Genomic DNA, 14,505 nt, shown 5'->3' on the forward strand with positions numbered 1-14,505 from the left:
GGCCTCGGCGGGGCCGTCGGCGCGGCGTGAGATCCTGAGGGACGGCACCATCCCGCCCACCCGCGACCGAAAGCACTGCCTGTGACCGCCACCGACCGTTCCGTCGAGCTGATCAACGCCGCCGCCCAGGCCGCCGCCGACAAGCTGGCTCACGATGTCGTCGCCTACGACGTGAGCGACGTCCTGACCCTCACCGACGCGTTCCTCCTCGCCTCGGCCCCCAACGACCGCCAGGTCAAGGCGGTCGTCGACGCCGTCGAGGAGCGCCTGCTGAAGGAGCACGGCGCCAAGCCGGCCCGACGGGAGGGCGAGCGCGAGGGCCGCTGGGTGCTGCTGGACTACGTCGACATCGTCGTGCACGTGCAGCACAGCGAGGAGCGTGTCTACTACGCGCTGGAACGGCTCTGGAAGGACTGCCCGGAGCTGGATCTGCCGGAGGACGCCAAGGCGACCCGGGGCAAGGGCGAGCAGGCGGGGGCGGAGGACGCGCCGTGACCGCCGCCACCACGCCCCCGGCCGGTGGTCCGGCCCCCGACGGGCGTTCCGCCCCCACCGGGCGGCGCGTCGTCCTGTGGCGGCATGGCCAGACCGCATGGAACCTCGAGCGCCGCTTCCAGGGCTCCACCGACATCGCGCTCACAGAGGAAGGGGTGGCGCAGGCCCGCCGTGCCGCGCGGCTGCTCGCCGCCCTCCAGCCGCAGGCGATCATCGCCTCGGACCTCCAGCGCACCCGCGCCACCGCCGCCGAGTTGGCTCGCCTCTCCGGCCTGGAGGTCACCCACGACGCCGACCTGCGGGAGACCTACGCGGGCGTCTGGCAGGGCCTCACGCACGAGGAGATCGTCGAGCGCCACGGCGAGGAGTACGCCGCCTGGAAGCGGGGGGAACCCGTCCGGCGCGGCGGCGGCGAGCTGGAGACCGAGGTCGCCGACCGGGCCGCACCCGTCGTCGAGCGGCACGTGGACAAGCTGCCCGAGGGCGGCACTCTGGTCGTCGTCAGTCACGGCGGCACCATCCGTACCACCATCGGCCGGCTGCTCGGCCTGCACCCGAGCACCTGGGAGGCGCTCGGCGGCCTCTCCAACTGCTGCTGGTCGGTGCTGGGCGAGAGCCTGCGCGGCTGGCGGCTGCAGGAGCACAACGCCGGCACCCTGCCGGAACCGGTCCTCGGCGACGACGACTGAGCCGGGGCGCGGATTTCTCAATCCGGCAGGCCACCGGTAAGCTTCTACTCGTTCACGGCGTGCGAGCGCCGGAGAATGCGGGGCTATAGCTCAGTTGGTAGAGCGCTTGCATGGCATGCAAGAGGTCAGGAGTTCGATTCTCCTTAGCTCCACAGCTCGGGCCATTGCGATCCCGTCCTCACCAGGGCGGGATCGTTGCTTTGTCCCCTCTCCTGCGGGCGCCGGTAACGTGGCAGAATCGCCGCCAGGGTGAAGGAGGCACGCCGAGGGAGGCAGGACCGATGCCGACCGCGTCTCTCAGCTGCCCCGCCTGCGGATCATCGGACGTCGCCGTGGTGCTCGGCGACAATGGAGGGGTTTCCTACGTGTGCACGGCCTGCGGCCACACCTGGAGCTGACGGATGGGCGCGCACAGCAGGAAATGCGACTGGTGCGGCAGCGGCACGCCCGTCGTGCGTGACATGGAACCCGCGAACGAGCGCTACCAGTACTGGTGTGAGGACTGCGCGCGGGCGCTGATCATACGCGGCGACCCCATCGAGACCTACCGTGAGCTGGACGGCGAGCCCATCTACGGACGGCTGCTCGACGAGCACTGCACCCTCAAGCGCTTCTACTCCTTCGCCACGGCCTGAAGCTCGCTCCGCGCCCGCACCACCCGCGCGCCCGCGTACGGGCCGGTCCGCCCGGCGGCGCGCACGGCCACCGCCGCCGCGAGCGCGAGGAAGGCCGCTCCCGCCAGCGGGTAGACGGCCGAGAGCAGCATCTCCCCGGCGCCCTGCCGGAGTTCCAGCCGCTCGGCGCGGTCGGGGCTGTGCGGCACCCACCACAGGGCGTACGTGCAGAACACCGCCGCGCAGGCCGCCGTACCCCACCACCACCGGTCGTCGCGACGGTGCAGCGCCTCGGCGCCCAGCAGAACGACGGCCGGCACGCACCACACCCAGTGGTGCGACCAGGAGACCGGGCTGATCAGCAGCGCCGTGAGCGCGCAGGCCGTCCCCGCCCAGGCGGTCGACCGCGGCAGCCGGGAGCCGGCGAGCAGCGCCGCGACCGCGACGCCCAGCCCCGCCACCGCCACGGCCATCGACAGTGCGGTCGCCGCCGCCCCCGGATCGCCGGTGTGCAGGGCTCGGGCCAGTACTCCGTGCAGTGACTGGTTCGCGGTGTCCTCGGCGTTTCCCACGCGGTCCGCGCGGAACAGGATCTCCGTCCAGAAGCGGAGCGAGTCGCCCGGCAGCACGGTGGCGGCCAGTCCGGCCGTCCCGAGGAAGGCGCCGGTGGCGACCGCCGCCTGCCGCAGGTGCGCGTTCCACGCCCCCGCGAGTGCGGTGCGGACGGCAGCCGGTCCTCCCGCGCGGACCGGCCCGCGCAGCCCCGTCCAGCCCTGCCGGCGCCAGGCTTCCACCACGCCCGCCAGTGCCAGCAGCACGACGAACAGCGCTGGGGTGAGCTTCACCCCCGCCGCCACGCCGATGCCGATCCCTGCCCAGCGGTGCCCGGAGCGACGTGACAGGTCCCACAGCACGAGGGCGGCCAGCAGAAGGTTGACCTGCCCGTAGCGCAAGGTGGTCCACACCGGCTCGCACCACACGGCGAGGGCGGACACCGCCAGGGCCGCGGCCGCCGTCGGCTCGCTCTGCGGGCGGCCTGCCAGCCGCAGCGACAGGTGCACCACCAGGACCAGCAGCAGCAGGTTCGCCGCCGTGGCGACCGCCCGCAGGGTGTCGGCCTCCAGTAGGGCCAGCGGCACGAAGAGCAGGGCAGCGAACGGCGGGTAGGTCGCCGGCAGATCGGCGTGAGTGGCGCGCAGCGCGTACAGGTCCTCGCCGCGCAGCACCGCCTCGCCCTGCGCGCGGTAGACCATCACGTCGATCAGCGAGACGTCCGCCGCGCGTTGCGCCGTCCAGAACAGGGCGAAGGACCCCAGGCACAGTAGGCCGCTCGCGAGGAGGGGGCGACGCAGCGGGTACACGGCGGACGACGGTACCGCCCTCCGGGGCCGCCCGGCGCCACGCTCGCGGGCCGAGAACCGATTTGGCGGATCACCGCGTGGGCCGTGTACAGTAGGCATCGCCGTCGCGGGGACACCGCAGGAGACCTGCTCATGTCTCGCGCGTCGGACCAGACTCGGGGCTATAGCTCAGTTGGTAGAGCGCTTGCATGGCATGCAAGAGGTCAGGAGTTCAATTCTCCTTAGCTCCACACACAGGCGACGGGCCGTCTCGCAGAGGCGGCCCTTTTCGCTGTTCCCCTGCGTCGCCAGGCGGCCCCGTGCGTCGACCGGCCGCCTCTCGCGCCTCGCCCGGATGCCCGAATCGCACCGGAAGCCCCTTGTGTCGTGCGGTATCCTGTGCGCATGCGTGCCGTACGCCTTCTGCTTAGCCGGCCGCGCTGATCAGTCCCGACCCCAGGGCCGCGGTGGAAACGGCAGGGTCGGAATCGGCGCGGCGTCCCCTCCTGTGCGAGGGGATTTTTCGTTTCCTGAGCAGAGACGACCGATGGAGCTTTGAGGACGATGAGCGAGACCACGACCGCAGCCGCACAGAACACGGCTCCCCATCGCTACACGGCGGCGCTGGCCGCCGACATCGAGGCACGCTGGCAGGACTTCTGGGACAAGCAGGGGACGTACGAGGCCCCCAATCCCGGTGGCGGCGCGCTGGGCGGTGACGAGGAGACCGTCGCCCGGCCCAAGAAGTTCATCATGGACATGTTCCCTTACCCGTCGGGTGCCGGCCTGCACGTCGGCCACCCCCTGGGCTACATCGCCACCGACGTCTTCGCCCGCTACCAGCGGATGACCGGCCACAACGTCCTGCACACGCTGGGCTTCGACGCCTTCGGCCTGCCCGCCGAGCAGTACGCGGTGCAGACCGGCACCCACCCGCGCGTCTCCACCGAAGCCAACATCGTCAACATGAAGGCCCAGCTGCGCCGCCTGGGCCTGGGCCACGACCAGCGCCGGTCGTTCGCCACCATCGAGCCGTCCTACTACAAGTGGACGCAGTGGATCTTCCTGCAGATCTTCAACTCCTGGTACGACACGGAGGCGCAGCGGGCCCGCCCGATCGCCGATCTGGTCGACGAGTTCGCTTCCGGCCGGCGTCCCACACCCGAGGGACGCGCGCCCTGGGCCGAACTGGACGCCGCCGGGCGCGCCGATCTGCTGGGTGCGTACCGGCTGGCCTACGCCTCCGACGCGCCGGTCAACTGGTGCCCGGGCCTGGGCACCGTGCTGGCCAACGAGGAGGTCACCGCCGAGGGCCGTTCCGAGCGCGGCAACTTCCCCGTCTTCAAGGCGAAGCTGCGCCAGTGGAACATGCGCATCACCGCTTACGCGGAGCGGCTGCTGGACGACCTGGACGGCCTGGACTGGCCGGAGGCCATCAAGCTGCAGCAGCGCAACTGGATCGGCCGCAGCGAGGGCGCCCGTGTCGACTTCCCCGTCGACACGGCGCACGGCGAGGAACACGCGGCGATCACCGTCTTCACCACCCGTCAGGACACGCTGTTCGGTGCGACGTACATGGTGCTGGCGCCCGAGCACGACCTGGTGTCGGGCGAGGGCCACGCCGCCTCCGTCGTCCCGGACGCCTGGCCCGAGGGCACGCGTGCGGCGTGGACCGGCGGCCACGCCACCCCCGCCGAGGCCGTCGAGGCCTACCGCGCGCAGGCCGCCGGCAAGTCCGACGTGGAGCGGCAGGCCGAGGCGAAGGACAAGACCGGTGTCTTCACCGGCGCGTTCGCGACGAACCCGGTCAGCGGCGAGCGCGTGCCGGTGTTCATCGCCGACTACGTGCTGATGGGCTACGGCACCGGCGCCATCATGGCCGTCCCCGCCCACGACAGCCGGGACTTCGCCTTCGCCCGGGCATTCGAGCTGCCCATGCGCTGCGTCGTCGAGCCCACCGACGGGCGCGGCACCGACCCGGCGACCTGGGACGACGCGTTCGTCTCCTACGACGCCGCGCTGGTGAACTCCTCCGGCCCGCGCGTGGCCCTGGACGGTCTGGGCGTGCCCGAGGCCAAGGCGAAGATCACCGGGTGGCTGGCCGAGCAGGGCATCGGCGAGGGCACCGTCAACTACCGCCTGCGCGACTGGCTGTTCAGCCGGCAGCGGTACTGGGGCGAGCCGTTCCCGATCGTCTACGACGAGGACGGCATCGCGCACGCGCTGCCCGAGTCGATGCTGCCGCTGGAGCTGCCGGAGGTCGAGGACTACGCGCCGCGCACCTTCGACGCGGACGACGCCGACACCGTGCCGGAGACCCCGCTGTCTCGGAACGAGGACTGGGTGCACGTCACCCTGGACCTGGGCGACGGCCGCGGCCCGCGCCGCTACCGGCGAGAGACCAACACCATGCCCAACTGGGCCGGTTCCTGTTGGTACGAGCTGCGCTACCTGGACCCGCACAACGACCAGAAGCTGGTCGACCCGGCCGTCGAGCGGTACTGGATGGGCCCGCGCGAGGGCATGCCCACGGGCGGCGTCGACCTGTACGTGGGCGGCGCCGAACACGCCGTGCTGCACCTGCTGTACGCCCGCTTCTGGTCCAAGGTGCTGTTCGACCTGGGCCACGTCTCGTCCGCCGAGCCGTTCCACAAGCTGTACAACCAGGGCATGATCCAGGCGTACGTCTACCGCGACGCGCGCGGCATCGCCGTGCCGGCCGCCGAGGTCGAGGAGCGGGACGGGGCCTACTGGTACCAGGGCGAGAAGGTCTCCCGGCTGCTGGGAAAGATGGGCAAGTCGCTGAAGAACGCGGTGACCCCGGACGAGATCTGCGCCGAGTACGGCGCCGACACGCTGCGCCTGTACGAGATGGCGATGGGCCCGCTGGACGTCTCCCGGCCGTGGGACACCCGTGCCGTCGTCGGCCAGTACCGCCTGCTGCAGCGCCTGTGGCGGAACGTCGTGGACGAGGCGACGGGCGAGGTCGTCGTCACCGACGACGAGCCCGACGAGGACACCCTGCGCGCCCTGCACAAGGCGATCGACGGAGTCCGACAGGACCTGTCCGACCTGCGGTTCAACACCGCCATCGCCAAGGTCACCGAGCTGAACAACCACGTCACCAAGGTGGCGCGGGTGCCGCGGTCGGTCGCCGAGCGCCTGGTGCTGCTGGTCGCCCCGCTGGCGCCGCACGTCGCCGAGGAACTGTGGCACCGGCTGGGCCACGAGGGCAGTGTCGTCCACGCGGACTTCCCCGTCGCCGACCCGGCGTACGTGGTCGACGAGACGGTGACCTGCGTCGTCCAGATCAAGGGCAAGGTCAAGGCCCGCCTGGAGGTCTCGCCCTCCGTCACCGACGCCGACCTGGAGGCAGCGGCACTGGCCGAACCGGCGATCGTCTCCGCGCTGGACGGCGCGGGCATCCGGAAGGTCATCGTCCGGGCCCCGAAGCTGGTCAACATCGTCCCGGCCTGACCAGGCGCGGCGCCTGCCGCCCGCCCCCGCCCCCACCGTCGTCCCGGACGGGGCGGGGGCGGTGCGGGGCGCGCTCACCGTCCCGTCGGCCGTCAGGAACCACCGACCGCACCCCGCCCGTTTACGCTGAAGGGGAGCCGCACACCGCCACACCCGGCCCCCATCAACCGTCGGCACCCCGAAGGAGCAAGGCGTGGAGTTCGTCATCTGGGCCCTGGTCGTCCTCTTCGTCCTCTTCACCGCCCTCGGCGTGATCGTCACCCTCAAGACCGCCCGCGCCGTCCGCCGCGGCGTGGAGCGTACGAGCGCCCAGGTCCGCCGTACCGTCGAGGACACCACGCTGAAGGCGCGCACCGCCCAGCCGGGCCCGGTCGGCGAGGCCGCCCGGCTCCGGCTGGAGCTGCGCACGTCGCTCGACAGCACCCGTGCCGCGCTGACCTCGGGAGCCTCTGACGACCCGGCGCTCCGGGAGGCGGCCGCGCTGCTCGACCAGCTCCAGGGCCATGCCCAGCGGCTCGACGGCGAGCTGCGCCTCCTCATGGAGCGCGAACCCGACCGCGAGCGCATCGCCGCCCGGCTGCCGGACGCGCGGGAGCGCGCGGCGGCGCTGAAGAAGTCCGCCGACTCGCTCCGCTTCGCGGCCCAGGACCGGGCCCGCCAGTACGACGACGACGGCCTCGACGCGCTCCGCGAGCAGATCGAGATCGAGTCCGGGGCCCTCCGCGGCTTCCGTGACGCGCCCCTGCCCCTCGGCGGATCCGTGGATGCCGGCCCGCAGCCCGCCGAAGTGCACGGTCCCCCCGCCGCCCCGGAGCCGGCGCGTCTGGAGAAGCCGCACTCCCAGCAGCCGAACCCCCCGCAGCAGCCGCACTGGCCGGAGCCGCAGCACGCCGAGAAGTCCGCGCCCGAGCAGCACTGGTCGGACGCACAGACGCTTCCCGGCGTCGACCGGGACGGCCCGCAGAACCCGCGGTGAGCGGCGGCGTGAGCACGAGGGAGGGCGAACCACCGGGCCGGTGCGACACGTCGGCCCGCTCCGGCGCTAGCCTCCCCGGCATGGCCCGTCATGTCGCTGTCGTCACCGACTCCACGGCGTACCTGCCCCCGGAGCTGCTGGAGAAGCACCACATCACCGCGGTACCGCTGACGGTCGTCCTCGACGGGGAGGCGCTGGAGGAGGGCACGGAGATCTCCGCCCCCGCCCTCGCGGAGGCCCTGCGCAAGCACCGGCCGGTCACCACCTCCCGGCCCAGCCCGGAGACCTTCGCCGCCACCTACCGCGCCCTCGCCGAGTCCCAGCCCGCGCTGGACGGCATCGTGTCGCTGCACCTGTCCGCGGAGGTCTCGGGCACCTACGACGCGGCCGTGCTGGCCGCCCGGGACGCGCCGGTGCCGGTGCGCGTGGTCGACACCGGCATGGTCGCGATGGCGCTGGGCTTCTGCGCCCTGGCCGCGGCCGAGACCGCCGAGGCGGGCGGGACACCGGACGACGCGGTGGCGGCGGCGGAGAAACGCGCCGAGGGGACGGCGGCGTACTTCTACGTCGACACGCTCGACTACCTGCGGCGCGGCGGACGCATCGGCGCCGCGCAGGCGCTGTTCGGGTCCGCGCTGGCCGTCAAGCCCTTGCTGGAGCTGGCGGACGGCCGCATCGGCATGCTGGAGAAGGTACGCACCGCGTCCCGGGCCATCGCCCGGCTCGAGGAGATCGCCGTCGAGCACTCGGCGGACGGCCGGGTCGACATGGCCGTCCACCACCTGGCGGCCCCCGAGCGCGCGGACCAGCTCGCCCAGCGACTCCGCGAGCGCGTCCCGGGCCTGGCCGACCTGCACGTCAGCGAGGTGGGCGCGGTGATCGGCGCCCACACCGGCCCCGGCCTCCTCGGCGTCGTACTCTCCCGCCGCTGAAGGGTCTGCCTGTCTTCCTGCTCCTCTTTTCTGCGTGCCTGTCCGTCTGCGTGCCTGCCGCAAGGGCTGCTGACACGTCTGTGCCGGGCGTACCGGCGTCTTGGGAGGCACCCGCAGGGGTGACGAAGTTGTCCACAACTTGGGCGTCATCCACCGGAATCGACCCCTTCCGCCGTGAACGTCACGCGCCTTCTAGCGTTCCGTGGCATGACGACTCGAAGCCGCCACGACAGCCGCGGTCCGGGGCGAGGGGGCCGGCACCGCTCGCGTGCCGGCGGCCGCTCCGGACCAACGCACCGCACCGACCCCGCCGTCCGCCGCCGCGTGGACACCCTGCTGTCGCCGATCGGCGGCGGGCCGCTGCGCGAGGTGCCCTCGCCGAGGAACCCCCCGGACGACGCCCCGCCACCGCCGTCGCCCCCGAGCTCCGGGGCGTGCCGGGGCGCCCGCGTCGTCCGCCGGGCGACCACCGCCACCTCCACGCCACCCGGCAACGGGGCTGCTGCTCCCGCGTCCCCGCTGCCCCGGCCCGTCGCGATCGCCGTCGCCCGTGCGGCCGTGGCCGCTGCCCGGGAGCGCGGCCGTCCCCCGGAACCGCCGGCCCGGCCCGACCTTGCTCCGCCCGTCCCGGAGGCTGGTCCGCACGCCAGGGACGCGGACCCGCCGACCCGGCGTGCCGCGCCCGACCGTTCCGGAGCCGACGACCCGGAGGTCCCGGAGACCGCATCTCCGTCGTTGGCGGGGCGGTTGCGGGAGGCGTTTCTCGAACGTCTCCCGCTGTGGGTGCAACTCCGCTGCGCCGTCGAGCCCAAGACGCTTGCCGCACTGGGGCTCGTGCTCCTCGTCGCCCTCGGCTTCGCCGTCCACCACTTCCTCTCCGGCCGCCCCCAGACCGTCGCCGCACCGCGAGCCGCCGCCGAGCCGTTGTCGCCGCCTTCCGCCTCACCGGACGCGGTGTCCTCCGGCGTCGGCGGCCCGGTCGTCGTGGACGTCGCGGGAGACGTCCGGGAGCCCGGGGTCCACCGGCTGCCGCGAGGTTCGCGCGTCGCGGACGCACTGAAGGCGGCCGGGGGAGTCCGGCCGGGCACCGATCCGAAGCAGCTCGGCGGGCTCAACCAGGCGCGGCGGCTGGTCGACGGCGAGCAGATCCTGGTCGGCGAGATCGCCGCCCGCGCCGTCGGCGGGCCGGTACCCGCTCCCGCGGCCGGTGTGCCCCCGGGCGCAGGCGGGACGCCCGCCCGCATCAGTCTGAGTTCCGCCACCACCGAACAACTGGAGACGCTGCCCGGAGTCGGCCCCGTGCTGGCCGGCCACATCGTCGACTACCGGACCGAGCACGGGGGTTTCACCTCGATCGAACAGCTCCGCGAGGTGGACGGCATCGGCCCCGCCCGCTTCGCGGACCTCCGGCCCCGGGTCGGGCCGTGAGGCGAGAACCCGCTGCCGGCACCGCTCGTAGTCCCGCGCACCGGGCCTCCCGCAACCCGCTGGGTGCCGCGGACCCCCGCCAGGAGGGCCCACCCGACCTTCGGCTACTGCCACCCGCCCTCGCCGCATGGGCGGCAGCCGCCCTCGCCCCGGCACTCCCCGGCACGGCGACCGCGCTCGGCGCCGCCGCCCTCTGCGGACTCCTCGCCACCGTCCTCCTCCGTCCGCCCCGCCGCCCGGCCACCCCGCACCGGCACCTGCGTCACGGCAACCGGCTCGCCCTCGCCCTCACCCTGGTCTGCGCGGCGGCCGGAGCCGCCTCCGCCACGCTCCACACCGCGGACGCCCGACGCGGGCCCCTCCCCGAGCTGGCGGCCGACTACTCCCACGCCACCGTCGAGTTGACGGTGACCGGAGACCCGCACCGCACGGACGCCCGGGTCCACGGCACCCGGCGCGTCCCCGGCGTCCTCGTCGTGCCGGTCGACGTCACCCGGGTGTCGGCGCCCGCTGTGCCCGCCCCCGTCGCTGTGCGGACTCCGGCGCTCCTGCTGGTCGACGGCGACGACGGCACCGCCTCCGGCTGGGGTCGGCTGCTCCCTTCCACCGGCCTCCGCGCCGAGGTGCGTCTGGCCCCGGCCCGCGCGTCGGCGGTAGGGCAGGACATCGCGGCCGTCCTCCGCACGGGAGGCTCCGAACCACCCACCGTCGTACGGCCTCCGACCGCCCTGCAACGCTTCGCAGGCGACCTGCGCGCCGGTCTCCGCCGCGCCACAGACCCTCTCGCCCCCGATCCCCGGGCGCTGCTTCCCGGCCTCGTCGTCGGCGACACCTCCCGCATCCCCGACGATCTGGACGCCGCCTTCCACGCCACCGACATGCTGCACCTGCTCGCTGTCAGCGGAGGAAACCTGACCGTCCTGCTGGTCCTTCTCATCGGACCGCCGGGCAGAGCCGGCCTCGCGGAACGTCGCGGCCTCGCGCCCCGGCTCGGCATCCCGCTGCGGACCACCGCCGTACTCGCCGCCCTGGTCGTGCTCGGCTTCGTCCTCGTGTGCCGTCCCCAGCCCAGCGTGCTGCGGGCCGCCGCCTGCGGCCTGATCACCATCCTGGCCATCGGCACCGGCCGCCGGCGTTCCCTGCTTCCCGCCCTCGCCGCCGCCGTCCTCCTCCTAGTGCTCCACGACCCGGGACTCGCGCGCGATCCCGGATTCCTGCTCTCCGTTCTCGCGACCGGATCGCTCCTGACCCTCGCCCCGCGCTGGAGCCGTGCGCTGCGTCGCCGCGGAGTTCCGGGACGGCCGGCCGAAGCCCTCGCCGCGGCCGCCGCCGCACAGGCGGCCTGCGCGCCCGTCGTCGCCGTGCTCGCCGCTCACGTCAGCCTGGTCGCCGTTCCCTGCAACCTGCTCGCCGAGTTCGTCGTCGCTCCCGCCACCGTCCTCGGCTTCGCGGCGCTCCTGACCGCGCCGCTCTCGCCCGCCCTCGCCGAAGGGCTGGCCTGGCTCGGCGGCTGGCCGACCGCGGCGATCGCCCGTATCGCCCGGACCGGTGCGTCCGTGCCCGGAGCCACCGTCCCCTGGCCCGACACCTGGCCGGGAGCGCTCCTCCTGAGCCTGCTCGTCCTGGCCCTCGCGGTCCTGGCACGCCGCCTGCCGGGCCGTCCGTGGTTCTGCGCCGCCGTCGCCCTGCTCCTCCTGGCGGCACTGGCCCGCCCCGCCCCGCTCACCCGCACCCTGTCCGGATGGCCACCGCCGCACTGGCGGCTGGTGATGTGCGACGTGGGCCAGGGGGACGCAGTCGTACTCGCGGCGGGCGACGGGACCGCCGTCCTCGTCGACGCCGGCCCCGACCCCGACGCGGTGGACGACTGCCTGACCAGGCTCGGCGTGACCGCCATTCCGCTCCTCGTCCTGACCCACTTCCACGCCGACCATGTCGCCGGGCTTCCCGGCGCGCTGCGCGGCCGCGAGGTCGGCGCCATCCAGGCCACCCATGTGCAGCACCCCGCCGGCCAGGCCGCGTTCGTGCACCGCGTCGCGGGACGGGCGGGAGTGCCGCTGATGCGTGCCCCGGCGGGCGAGCGACGCACCCTCGGCGTGCTCTCCTGGGAGGTGCTGTGGCCACTCGCGGGGCCGCGGCACACCGGCGCCCCGGCGGAGGGGGAGGACGAGGACGCAGCCAACAACGCCAGCCTCACGCTGCTGGTCCGCGTCGCCGGGCTCACGGTTCTGCTCCCCGGCGACCTCGAACCCCCGGCCCAGCGCCGCCTGCTGGAGACCCGTCCCGGCCTCGGCCCGGTGGACGTCCTCAAGGTCGCACACCACGGCTCCGCCTACCAGGACCCGGCGCTCCTCGCCCGCCTCGACCCGCGGATCGCCCTGGTGTCCGCCGGCGCCGGGAACCCGTACGGCCATCCCGCGCCGCAGACTCTCCGGCTGCTGCACCGCCACGGCGCCCTGGTGCGCCGTACGGACACCTCCGGGGCGCTCGCCGTCGCCGCCATGCCCGACGGCACCCCCTCCGTCACCTCGGCCCGCGCACCTCCGGTGCGGTCAGCCCGCCGGGACCGTCCACACGCCGCCGCGCATCAGATGGCGCCCCGTCAGCTCGTGCTCGCCGTGAAACGCCTGCACGTCCGTCGGGGTGACGCGGAAGTACAGATAGGGCGAGCCGGGCCGCTTGGCGCGGCGCGGGTCCCAGCCGCAGCGTGCGGCGAACGCGTCGGCGTCGGCCGGGTCCACCTCGTGCAGCGAGAACGCCTCCACGGACCCGTCGATGAGCACCACGTCCCGGGTGTCGCCGAACGAGATCCGGACCGCGGACGTCTGAAGGAGGTTGCGCCCGGTGGGGTTGGCGCCCCGCGTGGACAGCCACACCGCCGCACCGTCCCAGTGCACGGACAGCGGCACCAGGCACGGCACGCCCTCGGGGCCGGCCGTGGCCACCCAGACGTCCTCCTCCGTGCGCAGACGTTCCAGGACCGCCTCTCTGCGCTGGTCGGCTGGGCGGGGCGCGGGGCGTGTCGTCGTCATGACCGGCACCGTAGGGGAGGCGTGTGCCGCACCACATCGGACGGTGGCCCGAGCCGCTCTCCGCCCCGGGGCCTACTCCCGTTCGCGCCAGCCCTCGTACTCCTCGGCGAGCAGGGCCAGCGCCTCCGCGTCGTAGGAGCCGTCGCCGTCCTCCAGGACGACCAGCCACTGGGCGTCCTCCGCGTCGTCCTCGCCCGCCAGCTCCTCCCGCACGAGCTGTGGCTCGTCCGGGCCGGCGCCGAAGTGCTCGGTCAGTGCGTCGGCGACCTCCTCGGCGGCGTCGCGGTCGGGAAGGACCAGGATGTGTCGTAGGTGCTGCGTCACCCGGCCATTGTCCGGGAACCGGGGAACGCCGGAGAGGAGGGGCGGGCGCTGTCGGTGGGGCGTGGGATGCTGGTGGGCGATGGCCGGTACCCGTAAGAAGACGTCCGAAGACCCGCTCGCGCCCGTCACGGTGGCCGTGGGCCAGGAGGAACTGCTCCTGGACCGCGCCGTGCAGCAGGTGGTGACCGCGGCCCGCGCCGCCGACCCCGACACCGACGTGCGCGACCTGACGTCCCCCGAACTCCAGCCGGGCACGCTGGCGGAGCTGACGAGCCCGTCCCTGTTCGCCGAGCGCAAGGTCGTGGTGGTGCGGTCCGCGCAGGACCTGGCGGCGGACAGCGTCAAGGACGTCAAGGCGTACCTCGCCTCGCCGGCCGAGGAGATCACCCTCGTTCTGCTGCACGCGGGCGGTCCCAAGGGGAAGGGCCTGCTGGACGCCGCCCGCAAGGCCGGCGCTCGCGAGGTGGCCTGCGCGAAGCTCACCAAGCCGGCCGACCGACTCGCCTTCGTCCGCGCCGAGTTCCGCACAGCCGGCCGTTCGGCGACGCCGGAGGCGTGCCAGGCACTGGTCGACGCGATCGGCAGCGACCTGCGCGAACTGGCCTCCGCCTGCGCGCAGCTCGCTGCCGACGTCGAGGGCGCCATCGACGACGCGGTCGTCGCCCGCTACTACACCGGCCGCGCGGAGGCGTCGAGCTTCACCGTGGCCGACCGCGCGGTCGAGGGACGCACGGCGGAGGCGCTGGAGGCGCTGCGCTGGTCGCTGGCGACCGGCGTGGCCCCGGTGCTGATCAGCAGCGCCCTCGCACAGGGCGTGCGGTCGATCGGGAAGCTGGCGTCGGCGCCGCGCGGCATGCGCCCCGGCGACCTTGCCCGCGAGCTGGGCATGCCGCCGTGGAAGATCGACCGGGTGCGCCAGCAGATGCGCGGCTGGTCCGCGGACGGCGTCTCCTCGGCGCTGCGCGCCGTCGCCGCGGCCGATGCGGGTGTGAAGGGCGGCGGCAACGACCCGGGGTACGCCCTGGAACAGGCCGTCATCGCGGTCTCCCGCGCCGCCCGCTCCCGCTGACACCGCGGGCGGGGCCGCTCTCCGCCGACCCGCGCTCGTCCCGTCGGCCCCCGGCGCACGCCGAAGCCCCCGTCAGCGGCCTGGGGAAAGGCCGTGGACGGGGGCTTCGGTGCGATCTTTGTGGTGCGC

Annotated in this window: 11 protein-coding genes, 2 tRNA genes and 1 pseudogene; 11 read left to right on the plus strand and 3 right to left on the minus strand. The window is 74.1% G+C overall.

Annotation, left to right across the window (positions count from 1 at the left end; genetic code table 11):
- Nucleotides 1-81: 81 nt before the first annotated feature.
- From rsfS to E4198_RS18945, 4 genes are all read left to right on the plus strand, one after another.
- On the plus strand, nucleotides 82-495 hold the full coding sequence (rsfS, locus tag E4198_RS18930; RefSeq protein ID WP_136184207.1) for a ribosome silencing factor: 414 nt from the start codon (nucleotides 82-84) through the stop codon (nucleotides 493-495).
- Between the two features lie 74 nt (nucleotides 496-569).
- Nucleotides 570-1,184 (plus strand): histidine phosphatase family protein, encoded by a 615-nt coding sequence (locus tag E4198_RS18935; RefSeq protein WP_247597953.1) that lies wholly within the window; start codon nucleotides 570-572, stop codon nucleotides 1,182-1,184.
- A gap of 79 nt (nucleotides 1,185-1,263) precedes the next feature.
- Nucleotides 1,264-1,336: transfer RNA gene (locus tag E4198_RS18940), tRNA-Ala, on the plus strand.
- A gap of 309 nt (nucleotides 1,337-1,645) precedes the next feature.
- Nucleotides 1,646-1,819, plus strand: a complete 174-nt coding sequence (locus E4198_RS18945; RefSeq protein WP_247597743.1) for a hypothetical protein — start codon at nucleotides 1,646-1,648, stop codon at nucleotides 1,817-1,819.
- Here the strand turns inward: E4198_RS18945 and E4198_RS18950 are convergent.
- Nucleotides 1,798-3,159, minus strand: a complete 1,362-nt coding sequence (locus E4198_RS18950; protein WP_247597744.1) for a glycosyltransferase 87 family protein — start codon at nucleotides 3,157-3,159, stop codon at nucleotides 1,798-1,800. The two genes, E4198_RS18945 and E4198_RS18950, sit on opposite strands and share 22 nt — an antisense overlap.
- Nucleotides 3,160-3,316: 157 nt before the next feature.
- On the opposite strand from E4198_RS18950, the gene E4198_RS18955 reads away from it, so the two are divergent.
- The 6 genes and pseudogenes from E4198_RS18955 to E4198_RS18980 all read left to right on the plus strand — a co-directional run.
- Nucleotides 3,317-3,389: transfer RNA gene (locus E4198_RS18955), tRNA-Ala, on the plus strand.
- A gap of 313 nt (nucleotides 3,390-3,702) precedes the next feature.
- Nucleotides 3,703-6,615, plus strand: a complete 2,913-nt coding sequence (locus E4198_RS18960) for a class I tRNA ligase family protein (protein ID WP_136184210.1) — start codon at nucleotides 3,703-3,705, stop codon at nucleotides 6,613-6,615.
- 193 nt (nucleotides 6,616-6,808) lie between these two features.
- Entirely contained in the window at nucleotides 6,809-7,591 is a 783-nt protein-coding gene (locus tag E4198_RS18965; protein ID WP_247597745.1) for a hypothetical protein, read from the plus strand.
- A gap of 80 nt (nucleotides 7,592-7,671) precedes the next feature.
- Nucleotides 7,672-8,523, plus strand: a complete 852-nt coding sequence (locus tag E4198_RS18970) for a DegV family protein (RefSeq protein WP_136184211.1) — start codon at nucleotides 7,672-7,674, stop codon at nucleotides 8,521-8,523.
- Nucleotides 8,524-9,060: 537 nt separating this feature from the next.
- Nucleotides 9,061-9,951: a ComEA family DNA-binding protein gene (locus tag E4198_RS18975; RefSeq protein WP_247597954.1), complete on the plus strand. Its 891-nt coding sequence runs from the start codon at nucleotides 9,061-9,063 to the stop codon at nucleotides 9,949-9,951.
- A 59-nt stretch (nucleotides 9,952-10,010) separates the two neighbouring features.
- Nucleotides 10,011-12,446 (plus strand): annotated as a pseudogene (locus E4198_RS18980) (ComEC/Rec2 family competence protein); the annotation flags it as partial.
- A 57-nt stretch (nucleotides 12,447-12,503) separates the two neighbouring features.
- On the opposite strand, the gene E4198_RS18985 reads toward E4198_RS18980, so the two are convergent.
- Together E4198_RS18985 and E4198_RS25575 are read right to left on the minus strand one after the other, a co-directional pair.
- Complete coding sequence (locus E4198_RS18985; protein ID WP_136185485.1) at nucleotides 12,504-12,983, minus strand: pyridoxamine 5'-phosphate oxidase family protein; 480 nt, start codon at nucleotides 12,981-12,983, stop codon at nucleotides 12,504-12,506.
- A gap of 72 nt (nucleotides 12,984-13,055) precedes the next feature.
- Nucleotides 13,056-13,286: a hypothetical protein gene (locus E4198_RS25575; protein ID WP_247597955.1), complete on the minus strand. Its 231-nt coding sequence runs from the start codon at nucleotides 13,284-13,286 to the stop codon at nucleotides 13,056-13,058.
- Nucleotides 13,287-13,386: 100 nt separating this feature from the next.
- On the opposite strand from E4198_RS25575, the gene holA reads away from it, so the two are divergent.
- Nucleotides 13,387-14,376 carry a DNA polymerase III subunit delta gene (holA, locus tag E4198_RS18995; protein ID WP_136184213.1) on the plus strand — a complete coding sequence of 330 codons (990 nt, stop codon included), beginning with the start codon at nucleotides 13,387-13,389 and terminating at the stop codon, nucleotides 14,374-14,376.
- Nucleotides 14,377-14,505 lie beyond the last annotated feature (129 nt).

This window comes from Streptomyces sp. RKND-216 (assembly GCF_004795255.1).
GTDB classification, from domain to species: Bacteria; Actinomycetota; Actinomycetes; order Streptomycetales; family Streptomycetaceae; genus Streptomyces; species Streptomyces hazeniae.

Excerpts from the sequence above, each read along its gene's own strand:
- E4198_RS18985 (WP_136185485.1), bottom strand. The coding sequence starts at position 12,983 with ATGACGACGACACGCCCCGCGCCCCGCCCAGCCGACCAGCGCAGAGAG.
- holA (WP_136184213.1), top strand. The coding sequence starts at position 13,387 with ATGGCCGGTACCCGTAAGAAGACGTCCGAAGACCCGCTCGCGCCCGTC.
- E4198_RS18960 (WP_136184210.1), top strand. The coding sequence starts at position 3,703 with ATGAGCGAGACCACGACCGCAGCCGCACAGAACACGGCTCCCCATCGC.
- E4198_RS18970 (WP_136184211.1), top strand. The coding sequence starts at position 7,672 with ATGGCCCGTCATGTCGCTGTCGTCACCGACTCCACGGCGTACCTGCCC.
- E4198_RS18945 (WP_247597743.1), top strand. The coding sequence starts at position 1,646 with ATGGAACCCGCGAACGAGCGCTACCAGTACTGGTGTGAGGACTGCGCG.